At 71.9% G+C, this 14,922-nt stretch carries 12 protein-coding genes and 1 riboswitch; of the genes, 11 read left to right on the top strand and 1 reads right to left on the bottom strand.

What is annotated here, in order from left to right; genetic code table 11:
- The first annotated feature begins 63 nt into the window (after positions 1-63).
- The 10 genes from AB0447_RS07920 (at position 64) to AB0447_RS07875 (ending at position 12,338) form a co-directional block, all read left to right on the top strand.
- The gene (locus AB0447_RS07920; RefSeq protein WP_366475670.1) at positions 64-993 is read left to right on the top strand and encodes an ABC transporter permease; all 930 of its coding nucleotides are present in this window, start codon (positions 64-66) and stop codon (positions 991-993) included.
- On the top strand, positions 986-1,768 hold the full coding sequence (locus AB0447_RS07915) for an ABC transporter ATP-binding protein (RefSeq protein ID WP_366475669.1): 783 nt from the start codon (positions 986-988) through the stop codon (positions 1,766-1,768). The genes AB0447_RS07920 and AB0447_RS07915 overlap by 8 nt, the downstream gene beginning before the upstream one ends.
- A gap of 301 nt (positions 1,769-2,069) precedes the next feature.
- A complete protein-coding gene (gene hpnC / locus AB0447_RS07910; protein ID WP_366475668.1) occupies positions 2,070-2,999 on the top strand; it encodes a squalene synthase HpnC in 930 nt (309 codons plus the stop codon).
- Positions 2,996-3,958 (top strand): presqualene diphosphate synthase HpnD, encoded by a 963-nt coding sequence (gene hpnD, locus AB0447_RS07905; RefSeq protein ID WP_366475667.1) that lies wholly within the window; start codon positions 2,996-2,998, stop codon positions 3,956-3,958. The genes hpnC and hpnD overlap by 4 nt, the downstream gene beginning before the upstream one ends.
- A 322-nt stretch (positions 3,959-4,280) precedes the next feature.
- Positions 4,281-5,681: a hydroxysqualene dehydroxylase HpnE gene (hpnE, locus tag AB0447_RS07900; protein WP_366475666.1), complete on the top strand. Its 1,401-nt coding sequence runs from the start codon at positions 4,281-4,283 to the stop codon at positions 5,679-5,681.
- The gene (locus tag AB0447_RS07895) at positions 5,678-6,811 is read left to right on the top strand and encodes a polyprenyl synthetase family protein (protein WP_366475665.1); all 1,134 of its coding nucleotides are present in this window, start codon (positions 5,678-5,680) and stop codon (positions 6,809-6,811) included. Before hpnE ends, AB0447_RS07895 begins: the two co-directional genes overlap by 4 nt.
- Before the next feature lie 118 nt (positions 6,812-6,929).
- Positions 6,930-9,089, top strand: coding sequence for a squalene--hopene cyclase (shc, locus tag AB0447_RS07890; protein WP_366475664.1), 2,160 nt, complete (start codon positions 6,930-6,932; stop codon positions 9,087-9,089).
- A 74-nt stretch (positions 9,090-9,163) separates the two neighbouring features.
- The gene (locus AB0447_RS07885; RefSeq protein WP_366475799.1) at positions 9,164-9,925 is read left to right on the top strand and encodes a 1-hydroxy-2-methyl-2-butenyl 4-diphosphate reductase; all 762 of its coding nucleotides are present in this window, start codon (positions 9,164-9,166) and stop codon (positions 9,923-9,925) included.
- Positions 9,926-9,930: 5 nt separating this feature from the next.
- Positions 9,931-10,959, top strand: coding sequence for an adenosyl-hopene transferase HpnH (hpnH, locus tag AB0447_RS07880; RefSeq protein WP_366475663.1), 1,029 nt, complete (start codon positions 9,931-9,933; stop codon positions 10,957-10,959).
- A complete protein-coding gene (locus AB0447_RS07875; RefSeq protein ID WP_366475662.1) occupies positions 10,956-12,338 on the top strand; it encodes an aspartate aminotransferase family protein in 1,383 nt (460 codons plus the stop codon). The genes hpnH and AB0447_RS07875 overlap by 4 nt, the downstream gene beginning before the upstream one ends.
- A 118-nt stretch (positions 12,339-12,456) precedes the next feature.
- Here the strand turns inward: AB0447_RS07875 and AB0447_RS07870 are convergent, their stop codons facing one another.
- Complete coding sequence (locus tag AB0447_RS07870; RefSeq protein WP_366475661.1) at positions 12,457-13,263, bottom strand: tyrosine-protein phosphatase; 807 nt, start codon at positions 13,261-13,263, stop codon at positions 12,457-12,459.
- A 217-nt stretch (positions 13,264-13,480) separates the two neighbouring features.
- A riboswitch (cyclic di-AMP (ydaO/yuaA leader) is annotated at positions 13,481-13,683 on the top strand.
- A 4-nt stretch (positions 13,684-13,687) separates the two neighbouring features.
- On the opposite strand from AB0447_RS07870, the gene AB0447_RS07865 reads away from it, so the two are divergent.
- Positions 13,688-14,767 carry a LysM peptidoglycan-binding domain-containing M23 family metallopeptidase gene (locus tag AB0447_RS07865; protein ID WP_366475660.1) on the top strand — a complete coding sequence of 360 codons (1,080 nt, stop codon included), beginning with the start codon at positions 13,688-13,690 and terminating at the stop codon, positions 14,765-14,767.
- Positions 14,768-14,922 lie beyond the last annotated feature (155 nt).

Genomic DNA, 14,922 nt, shown 5'->3' with positions numbered 1-14,922 from the left:
GGAGCCGGGGCCCCTGAGCCCGACGCCCCACCTGCCGCATCTTGAAGACGAAAGTTTCAACTTGTGAGTGACACAACCCACGACGGTGCCCTCGCCACGAGCACGCCGCCGTCCGCCGACGCGGGGCTGACCCCTGCGCAGCTCGCCACCAAGTACGGGCTCTCGGTGAGCGGTGCCCGGCCCGGGCTCGCCGAGTACGTGCGGCAGATCTGGGGCCGGCGCCACTTCATCATTGCCTTCTCCCGGGCCAAGCTGATGGCGCAGTACAGCCAGGCCAAGCTCGGCCAGATCTGGCAGGTGGCGACCCCCCTGCTGAACGCGGCCGTCTACTGGCTGATCTTCGGGCTGATCCTGGGCGCGGGCAAGGAGATGCCCCCCGGCACCTACGTGCCGTTCCTGATGATGGGCATCTTCGTCTTCACCTTCACCCAGAGCTCCCTGATGGCGGGCGTCCGCTCGATCTCCGGGAACCTGGGCCTGGTGCGGGCCCTGCACTTCCCGCGGGCCACCCTGCCGATCTCCTTCTCGCTGCAGCAGCTCCAGCAGCTGATGTACTCGATGATCGTCGTCTTCGTCATCGCGGTGAGCTTCGGCAACTACCCGAGGCTCTCCTGGCTGCTGGTCGTTCCCACGCTGGCCCTGCAGTTCGTCTTCAACACCGGCCTGGCGATGATCTTCGCGCGGATGGGCGCCAAGACCCCCGACCTGGCCCAGCTGATGCCGTTCATCACCCGTACCTGGATGTACGCGTCCGGCGTGATGTTCCCGATCGCGGCCTACCTCAAGGACCAGCCGGCCTGGGTCAGCGACGTGCTCCTGTGGAACCCGGCGTCCATCTACATGGACCTCGTCCGGTTCGCCCTGATCGACGACTACGGCGCCCACAACCTGCCGCCGCACGTCTGGGCGTTCGCCGTCGGCTGGGCCGTGGTGATCGGCCTCGGCGGCTTCATCTACTTCTGGAAGGCTGAGGAGCGTTACGGCCGTGGCTGAGAACTCGCAGGGGCGAATCCCCACAGTCATCGCCGATGACGTCCACATCGTCTACCGGGTCAACACCGGTGGCGGCGGCAAGGGCGCGGCCACGGCGGCGCTCAGCAGAATAGTCCGCCGCCGCAAGGGCGACACGCCCGGCGTGCGCCGGGTGCACGCGGTCCGCGGGGTCTCCTTCACCGCGTACCGCGGCGAGGCCATCGGCCTCATCGGCTCCAACGGCTCCGGCAAGTCCACCCTGCTGCGGGCCATCGCCGGCCTGCTGCCCACGGAGTCGGGCAAGGTCTACACCGACGGGCAGCCCTCGCTGCTCGGCGTGAACGCCGCGCTGATGAACGACCTGACCGGTGAACGCAACGTCATGCTCGGCGGCCTCGCCATGGGCATGTCCCGCGAGGAGATCCGGGAGCGCTACCAGGGGATCGTCGACTTCTCGGGCATCAACGAGAAGGGCGACTTCATCTCCCTGCCGATGCGCACCTACTCCTCGGGCATGGCCGCCCGCCTGCGCTTCTCCATCGCCGCCGCCAAGAACCACGACGTGCTGATGATCGACGAGGCGCTGGCCACCGGCGACCGCAAGTTCCAGATCCGCTCCGAGGAGCGCATCCGCGAACTGCGCAAGGAGGCGGGCACCGTCTTCCTGGTCAGCCACAGCAACAAGTCGATCCGGGACACCTGCGACCGGGTCCTGTGGCTGGAGAAGGGCGAGCTCCTGATGGACGGCCCGACCGAGGAAGTCGTCGCCGCGTACGAGAAGGAGACCGGCCGCTAGGCCGCGCGCCGGTACCGTGCCGGGCCCCTGCCGCAGGCCGCGGCGGGGGCCTCGGTGTGCCGCCCCCGGGTCGGGCCGCGACATCCCGTGACGCCGCGAACACCCGATAGGCCGCCACGGCGTTGTACAACGTAAGCTGGACCGGTCCTGAATCACGGCATCTGGGGACGAAAACTCCGGCGGCGTGTCCGAAATGGGATGTATTAGGTCGGCAGTGTAGAACGGGAGATGTGACGGCAATGGCTACGGGAATTCTCCGGCCCCCAGGCGGACCGGCCGTCCCCGCCCCGGGCGGCGGGCGGTGACCGCGGGGACCGGCATCCGAGCGCTGTCCGACACGGCCCACACGCAAGCCACCCTCGGCAAGGCCGCCGCGGAGAACTTCCCCGTGGCCCCCGCCTTCCTGCCGCGCGCCTGGCGCGATGGTCTGACGGCCGTCTACGGCTACGCCCGCCTCGTCGACGACATCGGCGACGGCGACCTCGCGCCCGGCGGCCGCGACGCGGCCCTCCTCGGGCTCGACCCTGCTGCCGCCGAGGACCGGCTCGCCCTCCTCGACGCCTTCGAGGCCGACCTGCAACGGGTCTTCGCGACCACGGGGGCCGGCCCGCGCCACCCCCTGCTCCGGGCCCTGCAGCCCGTGGTCCGGGCCCACGCCCTGACCCCCGAGCCCTTCCTCGGCCTCATCGAGGCCAACCGCCAGGACCAGCGCGTCACCCGCTACGCCACCTACCAGGACCTGCTCGACTACTGCGAGCTCTCCGCCAACCCGGTGGGCCGCCTGGTGCTGTCCATCACCGGCACCAGCACCCCCGAACGGATCCGGCGCTCCGACGAGATCTGCACCGCCCTGCAGATCGTCGAGCACCTCCAGGACGTCGCCGAGGACCTCGGCCGCGACCGGATCTACCTGCCCGCACAGGACATGCGCCGCTTCCACGTCTCCGAAGCCGAGCTGGCCGCCCCGACCGCCGGCGCGGCCGTCCGCTCCCTCATCGCGTACGAGGCGGAACGCGCCCGGCACCTGCTGGACGAAGGCACCCCGCTCGTGGGCAGCGTGCACGGCAGACTCCGGCTCCTGCTCGCGGGCTTCGTGGGCGGAGGGCACGCCGCCCTGAGGGCGATCTCCGCCGCGGGGTTCGACGTCCTCCCCGGCCCGCCCAAGCCCACCAAGACCGGCCTGCTCCGCGAGGTGGCCGCCGTACTGCGCCCAATGCCGAGAAAGGGGTGAGCCCGACCGTGGAGGGCCCCTCGCACGCCACCGTCCCGACCGCGCCGGTACTCGCCGCCTACAGCTACTGCGAGGCCGTCACCGGCGCGCAGGCACGCAACTTCGCGTACGGCATCCGGCTGCTGCCGACCGACAAGCGGCAGGCGATGTCGGCGCTCTACGCGTTCTCCCGGCGCGTCGACGACATCGGCGACGGCACGCTCCCGCCCGTGGCCAAGCTGACCCGGCTCGAGGAGACCCGGGCGCTGCTCGGCCGGATCCGCGAAGGCGCCGTCGACGAGGACGACACCGACCCGGTCGCGGTCGCCCTCGACCACGCCGCACGACGGTTCCCGATCCCCCTCGAAGGCCTCGACGAACTGATCGACGGCGTCCTGATGGACGTCCGCGGCGAGACCTACGAGACCTGGGACGACCTCAAGGCCTACTGCCGGTGCGTGGCCGGCGCCATCGGACGGCTCTCGCTCGGCGTGTTCGGCACCACGCCCGGCGCGCACGACGCGGCACGCGCCCCCGAGTACGCCGACACGCTGGGCCTGGCCCTCCAACTCACCAACATCCTCAGGGACATCCGGGAGGACGCGGGCAACGGCCGCACCTACCTGCCGGCCGAGGACCTCGCCAAGTTCGGCTGCGCCGAGGGCTTCGACTCCGGCCGAGCCCCGGCCGGCGCCGACTTCCCCGGCCTGATCCACCACGAAGTCCGGCGCGCCCGAGCCCTGTTCGTCGAGGGCTACCGGCTGCTGCCCATGCTCGACCGGCGCAGCGGCGCCTGCGTGGCCGCGATGGCCGGCATCTACCGCCGCCTGCTGGACCGCATCGAACGGGAGCCGTACGCCGTCCTGCGCGGCCGCGTCTCGCTCCCGGTCCGCGAGAAGGCGTACGTCGCCGTCCGCGGGCTGTCCGGCCTGGACGCGCGGACCATCTCACGCCAGAGCACGAGGAGGCGGAGCCTGTGACGCCACGGCCCGCGATGACTCCGGCCCACCGGCCGGACCCGGCCGGTTCGGCCCCCGACGGGGCGGCAACCGCCCGGCCCACACCGACGGGCCGGTCCGGGCCGCGCCCGACGGCCCGGGCTGTGTCCCGCCCGACGCCTCCGGCGCACGCGCCGGCGAGCCGCCGGACCCGGCGGCCTCGCCCGGGCGCGGCAACCCCCGGTGCCCCCACCGCGTCCTACCCGGCGGGTGCGCCGTCGAGGCGGCCCGGCGCGGCGTTCGCCGCGGGCGGCCGGACGCGCCGAAGTGCCGGCGTCTCGGAGACCGTGCTCGGGGAGGACGCGTGAACGACCACCGCGCCGTCGTCGTCGGCGGCGGACTCGCCGGGGTCACCGCCGCGCTCGAGCTCGCCGACGCCGGGCTGGAGGTGACCCTGCTCGAAGGGCGACCCCGCCTCGGCGGCCTGGCCTTCTCCTTCAAGCGCGGCGAACTCACCGTCGACAACGGCCAGCACGTCTACATGCGCTGCTGCACCGCCTACCGCTGGTTCCTGGACCGGATCGACGGCACCGCGCTGGCCCCGCTTCAGGACCGGCTCGACGTACCCGTCCTCGACGTCGCGCACGCCAAGGGCCCCCGGCTAGGACGGCTGCGGCGCAGCGCCCTGCCGGTGCCGCTGCACCTCGCCGGCGCGCTCGCCCGCTACCCGCACCTGTCGCTCGCCGAACGTGCCGCCGTCGGCCGGGCCGCCCTCGCGCTGCGCCGGCTCGACCCCGCCGACCCGGCCCTGGACGGCCTCGACTTCGCGACCTGGCTCGGTCGCTACGGCCAGTCCGCCCGCGCCATCGAAGCCCTCTGGGACCTCGTCGGCATCGCCACCCTCAACGCCACCGCCGACCAGTCCTCGCTCGGCCTGGCCGCCATGGTGTTCAAGACCGGGCTGCTCTCCGAACCGGGCGCCGCCGACATCGGCTGGGCCCGGGTCCCGCTCGGCGACCTGCACGACACCCTGGCCCGCAAGGCCCTGGACTCGGCCGGGGTCCGCACCGAACTGCGCACCCGGGTCACCGCCGTCTCCCGTACCCACGAGGGGAACTGGCGGGTCGACACCGAGGGCGAAAGCCTGGAAGCCGGCACCGTGGTGCTCGCCGTACCCCAGCGCGAGGCCCACGGCCTGATCCCGGCCGGCGCCCTCGACGACCGCGACAAGCTCCTCGACATCGGCACCGCGCCCATCCTCAACGTGCACGTCGTGTACGACCGCAAGGTGCTGCGGCAGCCGTTCTTCGCGGCGCTCGGCTCCCCGGTGCAGTGGGTGTTCGACCGCACCGAGGCCTCCGGGCTCACCGACGGCGGCCAGTACATCGCCCTGTCCCAGTCGGCCGCCCAGAACGACATCGACGAGCCCGTCCCGGTGCTCCGCGACAAGTACCTGCCCGAACTGGAGCGGCTGCTGCCGGCCGCGCGCGGCGCCAAGGTCCGCGACTTCTTCGTCACCCGGGAGCGGACGGCGACGTTCGCCCCCACTCCCGGTGTCGGCCGGCTGAGGCCCGCCGCCCGCACCGGCGAGCCGGGTCTGTACCTGGCGGGTTCGTGGACGGCGACCGGCTGGCCCGCGACCATGGAGGGCGCCGTCCGGAGCGGCTTCGGCGCGGCGAACGCCGCGCTCGACGTCCTCGGCCGCCCACGCAAGAACCCTCCCCCCGGCTTCGCCGAGGGGACCTCCGGCAGGAGGCCGGCATGACCCTCACCGGTACCACCGGAACCAGCACCACCGGCACCACACGTACAGGAACAAGAGGAGAGCCAGTGAACCCGGGGAATCACACGGGCAACGTCGAGAAGGCGGATACGCTCGCGCTGCTGGAGCGCGGCCGTACGCTCTCGACCCCCGTGCTCCGCGCGGCCGTCGACCGGCTCGCACCGCCCATGGACACCGTCGCCGCCTACCACTTCGGCTGGATCGACGCCCAGGGCAACCCGGCGGACGGGGACGGCGGCAAGGCCGTTCGTCCGGCGCTCGCCCTGCTCTCCGCGGAGGCCGCGGGCGCCGCGGCCGAGGTCGGCATCCCCGGCGCGGTGGCCGTGGAGCTCGTACACAACTTCTCGCTGCTGCACGACGACCTGATGGACGGTGACGAGCAGCGCCGGCACCGCGACACGGTGTGGAAGGTACACGGCCCGGCCCAGGCCATCCTGGTCGGCGACGCGCTGTTCGCCCTCGCCAACGAGGTGCTGCTGGAACTCGGCACGGCCGAGGCCGCCCGCGCCACCCGCCGGCTGACCACCGCCACCCGCAAGCTCATCGACGGGCAGGCCCAGGACATCTCCTACGAGCACCGCGAGCGCGTCAGCGTCGAGGAGTGCCTGGAGATGGAGGGCAACAAGACCGGTGCCCTGCTCGCCTGCGCGGTCTCCATCGGCGCGGTGCTCGGCGGGGCGGACGACCGTACGGCCGACAAGCTGGAGGAGTACGGCTACCACCTGGGCCTCGCCTTCCAGGCCGTCGACGACCTGCTCGGCATCTGGGGCGACCCGGAGTCCACCGGCAAGCAGACCTGGAGCGACCTGCGCCAGCGCAAGAAGTCCCTGCCGGTGGTCGCCGCCCTCGCGGCCGGCGGCGCCGCCTCGGCCGAACTGGCCGAGCTGCTCGCCGCGGACGCCAAGAGCAGCGACTTCGCGACCTTCTCGGAAACGGAGTTCGCGCACCGCGCCTCCCTCATCGAGCAGGCGGGCGGCCGCGAGTGGACCGCCGAGGAGGCGCGCCGCCAGCACGCGGTCGCCGTCGACGCACTGAACGAGGTGGACATGCCGGAGCAGGTGCGCGAACAGCTCGTGGCCCTGGCCGACTTCGTCGTCGTACGCAAGAGGTGAACGCCACGCTCAAGCGGATATGACCCGCTAGTCGCCGGCCGGTGCGATCCGTCAGGATCGCACCGGCCGACGGCAGACCCCAGCACAGCAGAGGACTCGACTGCACGAAGGGGAAGCCATGACAGCGACGACCGACGGTTCCGCCGACGCCCGCGGAGCCGTACCGGAGAGCGGAACGGGGGCCCGGCCGGACCATGCCGGTGCGGGCCTCGTACACATCGGCACGGCCGATCCCGGCCTTGCCGATGCCGGCCCCGTGGATGCCGGGCCTGCGGATCCCGGCCCTGTCGGTCCCGTCCTCGCCGCCCGCGAGGCGGCCGCGCGCGCGACCGCGCACCTGCTGGCCCGTCAGGACCCGGCGGGGTGGTGGAAGGGCGATCTGCAGACCAACGTCACCATGGATGCCGAGGACCTGCTGCTGCGGCAGTTCCTCGGCATCCGGGACGAGGCCGTCACCCGGGCCGCCGCCCTGTTCATCCGCGGTGAGCAACGGGACGACGGAACCTGGGCCACCTTCCACGGCGGACCCCCCGAACTCTCCGCCACCATCGAGGCGTACGTCGCCCTGCGGCTCGCCGGGGACGCCCCCGACGCCCCGCACATGACCCGCGCCTCCGCCTGGATCCGGGCCCACGGCGGAATCGCCGCCGCCCGGGTCTTCACCCGCATCTGGCTCGCCCTGTTCGGCTGGTGGAGCTGGGACCACCTCCCCGAACTCCCGCCCGAGCTGGTCTTCCTGCCCCCCTGGGTGCCGCTCAACATCTACGACTTCGGCTGCTGGGCCCGCCAGACCATCGTGCCGCTGACCGTGGTCTCCGCGAAGCGGCCGGTCCGGCCGGCTCCCTTCGCCCTCGACGAGCTGCACACCGACGCCCGCAACCCCCACCCGGCCAGACCGCTTGCCCCCGCGGCGAGTTGGGACGGCGTCTTCCAGCGGATGGACAAGGCGCTGCACCTGTACCGCAAGGTGGCCCCGCGCCGGCTGCGCAAGGCCGCCATGGACTCCGCCGCCCGCTGGATCATCGAGCGCCAGGAGAACGACGGTTGCTGGGGAGGCATCCAGCCGCCCGCCGTGTACTCGGTGATCGCCCTGCACCTGCTCGGGTACGACCTCGGGCACCCGGTGATGAAGGCCGGCCTGGAATCCCTGGACCGGTTCGCGGTCTGGCGCGAGGACGGCGCCCGGATGATCGAGGCCTGTCAGTCCCCGGTGTGGGACACCTGCCTGGCCGCGATCGCCCTCGCCGACGCCGGCGTCCGGCCGGACCACCCCGCCCTGGTCAAGGCCGCGGACTGGATGCTCGGCGAGGAGATCGTCCGCACCGGGGACTGGGCCGTCCGCCGGCCCGGACTCGCCCCCGGCGGCTGGGCCTTCGAGTTCCACAACGACAACTACCCCGACATCGACGACACCGCCGAGGTCGTCCTCGCCCTGCGCCGGATCAGGCATCCCGACCAGGCCAGGGTGGAGGGCGCCATCGCCCGCGGGGTGTCCTGGAACCTCGGCATGCAGTCGAAGAACGGCGCCTGGGGCGCCTTCGACGCCGACAACACCAGCCCGTTCCCCAACCGGCTGCCGTTCTGCGACTTCGGCGAGGTGATCGACCCGCCCTCCGCCGACGTCACCGCGCACGTGGTGGAGATGCTCGCCATCGAGGGCAAGGCCGGCGATCCGCGGACCTGGCGCGGCATCGAATGGCTGCTGCGCGCACAGGAGCCCAACGGCTCCTGGTTCGGCCGATGGGGCACCAACTACGTCTACGGCACCGGCTCGGTGGTGCCGGCCCTGACAGCCGCCGGGATCCCCGGATCGCACCCGGCGGTCCGGCGGGCCGTGGCCTGGCTCAAATCCGTACAGAACGAGGACGGCGGCTGGGGCGAGGACCAGCGCTCCTACCAGGACCCGGCCCGCTGGGCCGGCCGGGGTGCCTCCACCCCCTCGCAGACCGCCTGGGCGCTGCTCGCCCTGCTCGCGGCCGGCGACCGGGACGGCAAGGCGGTGGAACGCGGCATCGCCCACCTGGTGGACACCCAGCTGCCGGACGGATCCTGGGACGAGCCCTACTTCACGGGCACCGGCTTCCCCTGGGACTTCTCCATCAACTACCACCTGTACCGGCAGGTGTTCCCGCTCACCGCACTCGGCCGCTACCTGTACGGGGAGCCGCTGCTGGGGGTGGTCCCGGCCCCGGCCGGACACGCGGCGGCACCGGACCTGGCGGCACCGGAGCACAGGGCACGGGACCGGGCCGTCCCGGCCGGGCCCGAGGGCACCTGATGGCCGCCGGCCGGCGGAGCCGCACCGCCACCGGGACAGCAGGGGACCGGGCGGCCGCGACCGGGCCACCGGACCTGGCGGCACCGCCGCTGCTCGTCGCCTGCGCTCTCGGCATCGAGCGGCTGGCGCTGGGCCGCCCCGAACGCGCCGGGGCGCGCGGCCCCGTGACGGTGATCCGTACCGGCATGGGCCCGCGCGCCGCCGAGCGGGCCGTGGACCGGGAGCTGGCCCGGCCCGGCATGGCCGGGGCGGCCGTCGTCGCCACCGGCTTCTGCGCCGGGCTTGCGCCGGGGATGCACCCCGGCGACCTGGTGGTCGCCGAGGCCACCCGCGACCCGCGCGGCACCGTGCTCTGCGACGGCACCGGGCTGCTCGCCGAGGCGCTGGCCCGGGCGTTGCCCGGCCGGACCGTCCACATCGGCCTGCTCACCGGCTCCGACCACGTGGTACGCGGCCACGAGCGCGCCGAGCTGCGGGCCGGCGGGGCCGTCGCGGTCGACATGGAGTCCGCGGCGACGCTCTGGGCCGCCACCAGAGGCCGGGGGCCGGCGCCCGGTGCCGGGCGGGGCGCCCTGCGGGGCGCCGTGCCCGAGGACCCGGTGACCGGTTCGCCCGTTGACCGGGCCGTCGACCGGGCCGTTGGTCCGGCCGGTGTGCTGATCCGGTCCGCCGGAGGGCCACGGGTTGCGGCCGTCCGGGTGATCGTGGACGCTCCGGAGCACGAGCTCGTCCGTATCGGTACGGTCCGCGGTGGAATATCGGCCTTCCGTGTTCTCCGTGCCGTGCTGCCCGCTTTCTTCGATTGGCACCACGCTTCGCTGCTCCCCAGGAGGTGAGCCAGATGGCCATGCCGCTGCGTCAGTCCATCAGGGTCGGGACCTATCTCTTCGAACAGAAGCTCCGCAAGCGTGAGAAGTTCCCGCTCATCGTCGAGTTGGAACCGCTCTTCGCCTGCAATCTGAAATGTGAGGGCTGCGGCAAGATCCAGCACCCCGCCGGGGTGCTCAAGCAGCGGATGCCGGTCGCCCAGGCGGTCGGCGCCGTCCTCGAGTCCGGTGCACCGATGGTGTCCATCGCGGGCGGCGAGCCGCTGATGCACCCTCAGATCGACGAGATCGTGCGGCAGTTGGTGGCGCGGAAGAAGTACGTCTTCCTCTGCACCAATGCCCTGCTGCTGCGCAAGAAGATCGAGAACTTCACGCCCTCGCCGTACTTCGCCTTCGCCGTCCACATCGACGGCCTGCGGGAGCGGCACGACGAGTCGGTCGCCAAGGAAGGCGTCTTCGACGAGGCGGTGGCGGCCATCAAGGAAGCGAAGCGGCGCGGCTTCCGGGTCACCACCAACTCGACCTTCTTCAACACCGACACCCCGCAGACCGTCATCGAGGTGCTCAACTACCTCAACGACGACCTCAGGGTCGACGAAATGATGATCTCGCCCGCCTATGCCTACGAAAAGGCCCCCGACCAGGAACACTTCCTCGGTGTCGAACAGACCCGGGAACTCTTCCGAAAGGCCTTCGCAGGTGGGAACCGGCGCCGCTGGCGGCTCAACCACTCCCCGCTCTTCCTGGACTTCCTCGAAGGCAAGGCCGATTTCCCCTGCACCGCCTGGGCCATTCCGAATTACTCCCTGTTCGGCTGGCAGCGGCCCTGCTATCTGATGAGCGACGGCTACGTCCCGACGTACCGGGAACTCATCGAGGACACCGACTGGGACCGGTACGGACGCGGCAAGGACCCGCGCTGCGCCAATTGCATGGCGCACTGCGGGTACGAGCCCACCGCCGTCCTCGCCACCATGGGATCGCTGAAGGAGTCCCTGCGCGCCGCCCGCGAGACCGTCTCCGGGAACCGGGAGAAGCCGTGACCGAGTTCGACCTCCGCGCCCTGCTGGCCGAGCGCGGAGCGGAACGGTACGAACTGCACGCCCGGCACCTCAACCACCAGCTGCCGCGGATGCTGCACACCATCGGCTTCGACAAGGTCTACGAGCGGGCCGAGGGCGCGCACTTCTGGGACGACGAGGGCAACGACTACCTGGACATGCTCGCCGGGTTCGGCGTGATGGGCCTGGGCCGGCACCATCCCGTGGTGCGCCGGGCCCTGCACGACGTCCTGGACGCGCAGCTCGCCGACCTCACCCGGTTCGACTGCCAGCCGCTGCCGGGGCTGCTCGCCGAGAAGCTCCTCTCGTACAGCCCGCACCTGGACCGGGTGTTCTTCGGCAACAGCGGCACCGAAGCCGTCGAAACCGCGCTGAAGTTCGCCCGGTACGCCACCGGCCGGCCCCGGATCCTCTACTGCGACCACGCCTTCCACGGACTGACCACCGGCTCCCTGTCGGTCAACGGGGAGAACGGATTCCGGGACGGCTTCGCCCCGCTGCTGCCCGATACGGAGATCGCCCTCGGCGATCTGGACGCGCTGTCCCGCGAGCTGGCGAAGGGCGATGTGGCGGCCTTCGTGGTCGAGCCGATCCAGGGCAAAGGGGTGCACGAGGCCCCGCCCGGATTCCTGCGGGCGGCACAGGAACTGCTCCACCGGCACAAGGCACTGCTCATCGCCGACGAGGTGCAGACCGGCCTCGGACGCACCGGGGACTTCTACGCGTACCAGCACGAAGAGGGCGTCGAGCCGGACCTGGTGTGCGTGGCCAAGGCGCTGTCGGGCGGCTATGTGCCGGTCGGAGCCACCCTCGGCAAGGACTGGATCTTCAAGAAGGTCTATTCGTCCATGGACCGGGTGCTCGTCCACTCGGCCAGCTTCGGATCCAATGCGCAGGCCATGGCCGCCGGGCTCGCGGTGCTGTCGGTGATGGAGCAGGAGGAGGTGGTGGCCAACGCCCGGGCGATGGGCGACCTGCTGCGGGGGCGGCTGGCCGCCCTGGTGGACGAGTACGAGCTGCTGCACGAGGTGCGCGGCCGCGGCCTGATGGTCGGCATCGAGTTCGGCCGGCCCTCCTCACTGGGCCTGCGCAGCCGGTGGGCGATGCTGCAGGCGGCCCGCAAGGGGCTGTTCGCGCAGATGGTGGTGGTGCCGCTGCTGCAGCGGCACCGGATCCTCACCCAGGTCTCGGGGGACCACCTGGAGGTCATCAAGCTGATTCCGCCGCTGGTCGTGGACGAGCGGGACGTGGACCGGTTCGTGACGGCCTTCCGGGCCGTCATGGACGAGGCGCACGGGGGCGGCGGCCTGATGTGGGACTTCGGCCGGACCTTGGTGAAGCAGGCCGTCGCCAACCGCTGACGGCCTGCTCCTTGGGTTGCGCGGGTTCCGGTGATTCCGGGGGTTCCGGTGGTTTCAGGGCATTCGGCGCCTTCGAGGCCTTTGGTACCTTCGAGGCTTTCGAGACCTTCGGGGGTGGTCAGTCCAGCAGTCTTTCGCGGAGCCGGCCGAGGGTCACGGGCAGCAGCCCGAGGCCCTCGGTGAGGTAGGCGTCCACGCCGCCCCAGGTCTCCTCGATGGTGTCGAAGGCGGCCGTCAGGTATTCGGCGCGGGCGTCGAAGAGCGGGCCCAGCAGGGCCATCACCTCGGGGGAGCGGGCCTCGGCCGAATCGCTGCTGCGGCGGACCCGGTAGCGGCGGTGCGGGGCGTTGGACTCCAGGTAGTCCGCCAGGATCGCCTCGCGCTCGACGCCGAGGGCGAGCAGGGTGACGGCGACGGAGAGCCCGGCCCGGTCCTTTCCGGCGGCGCAGTGCATCAGGGCCGGCACGCTGTCCTCCGCGAGGGCGTGCACCACCCGGCTGTGTTCGGCGGTGCGGGTGCGGATGATCTGCCGGTACGAGGCCGCCATCCGGGCCGCCGCCCTGCCTTCGCCGAGCAGCTCGCGCAGCTGGTCGAGGTCGCCGTCGCGGACCATCTTCCAGAACTCCTTGCCGTCCGCCGGATCGGAGAGCGGAATGCTGACATTCCGGACTCCCGGCAGTTCGACGTCGGGCCCCTCCAGTGCGTGGTCGGCGGAGTTCCGGAAGTCGAAGATGGTGTGCAGGCCGAGCGAGGCGAGAAACTCTGCGTCGGTTTCGGTGGCATGTGCGAGATGTCCGCTTCGGAACAGTACTCCCGGTCTGACCCTCCGTCCGTCCGCAGTCGACAAACCGCCCACATCGCGGAAGTTGCGCACTCCGGACAGTTCGGGCTCAGTGGACGAAGGGTGGGGTATCTGCTGCGTCACAAGGACTCCTTCGCGTCGGTGCCGCCTCGTGAGCCAGATCATACGGTGACGTTGAGTGGCGGCCGACCGTCGTCGAATTGCCTTGTAGGGACGGGTGTTGTCGGTACGGAATGGACGGAGCGTGACCGGAATTCCATTGATCCATCACTTCGGTGATTTCTTCTGCGAATTCATGGCTTGTTCCATGCGCTCCAACTGGAATACGGTCACCCCGAATCCAGGTGGAACGCCGAATCCTGCCGCCACCTGGAAACCGCACCCGACCATTCATGTGCCCGGCAGGAGCGGGGGAACCAGGTAGGCCGCTTGTCCCGGATCTCCGATCCGGGACGGCTCGGGGTGAAGCCGTGCATCCGCTGTACGGCCGGACATCTCCAGTCCGAACCCGACAGCTCACCTCGCAGGCGACGGAGAGGAATGCGCCATGCCCGGAAAGGGTAAGCACCGCCGCCCCAAGTCCAGCCCGATCACCCGCGGTTTCGTCGCGGCCGGCACCGGCGGCGCGGCTCTCGCGCTTCCGCTGCTGGGTGCCGCCGGCGCGAATGCCGCCGAGCTGCCGGCCGCCCACACCGCGGCCAAGCTGCCGTCCCAGGTGCCCGCCGCGTTCCAGGCCCAGGCTCAGGCTCAGGCCCAGGTTCGGTCCCAGGCCGTGCCCGCCGCCGCTCCGCAGCTGGCTCCCTCCGTCTACACCGTCGTGAAGGGCGACTGCCTCTCCGACATAGCCCAGGACCGGAACCTCGGCGGCGGCTGGCAGCAGCTCTACGCGGACAACCGCGAGGCCGTCGGCTCCAACCCGTCGCTGATCCACCCGGGCCTGCGGCTGACCCTGGGCGGGCAGGGTGCGGCCCCGTCCGAGGCGGCGCCGCAGGCCCAGTCCGAGGCCCGGTCCGAGGTCCCGTCCGAGGACTCCGCCGAGTCCGAGCAGCAGCAGTCCGCGCCGGCCCCGCAGCAGTCGGCGCCCGCGCCGAAGAAGCGGTCCGCGCAGGCCCCGAGCACCTCCGGCAACGAGCCCTCGGCCGCGTCCGCCTCGGAGGACCGGGGCCAGGGCTCCGCCGCACAGGAGCAGAGCGGCGGCTCCGAGGCCGGCGCCTCCACCGGTGCCGGATTCGTCGCCCCCGTCAACGCCCGCATCAACACCCAGTACGGGGCCAGCGGCGCCATGTGGTCCAGCGGCACCCACACCGGCGTCGACTTCGGTGCGACCGCCGGCACCAGCGTCAAGGCGGTCGGCGCGGGCACCGTGGTCTCCGCCGGCTGGGGCGGCTCGTACGGCAACGAGGTCGTCATCCGGCACGCCGACGGCCACTACTCGCAGTACGGCCACATGTCCCAGCTGTCGGTCTCGACCGGCCAGAGCGTCACCGCCGGCCAGCAGGTGGGCCTCGTCGGCTCCACCGGCAACTCCACCGGCCCGCACCTGCACTTCGAGATCCGCACCGGTCCGAACTACGGCTCGGACATCAACCCGCTCAGCTACCTCCGCTCCAAGGGCGTGAGCGTCTGACGGACGCAGGTCCGCCCAGCAGGCCTCCGGGGCCGGGAATCCGAGGGGGACTCCCGGCCCCGGCCCCCTTTCGTCCGTATTCCGTCCGACCGGGTGGCAAAGATCACGGTCCGTCAACCCCTGGCTACGGTCGCGTAGGTCACAGGTGTCGGGGA

The sequence above is a fragment of the Streptomyces sp. NPDC051211 genome (assembly GCF_040689505.1).
Taxonomy (GTDB): domain Bacteria; phylum Actinomycetota; class Actinomycetes; order Streptomycetales; family Streptomycetaceae; genus Streptomyces.
The sequence above is the reverse complement of the archived record's forward strand: the minus strand, read 5'-3'. Positions and strand labels throughout refer to the sequence as shown.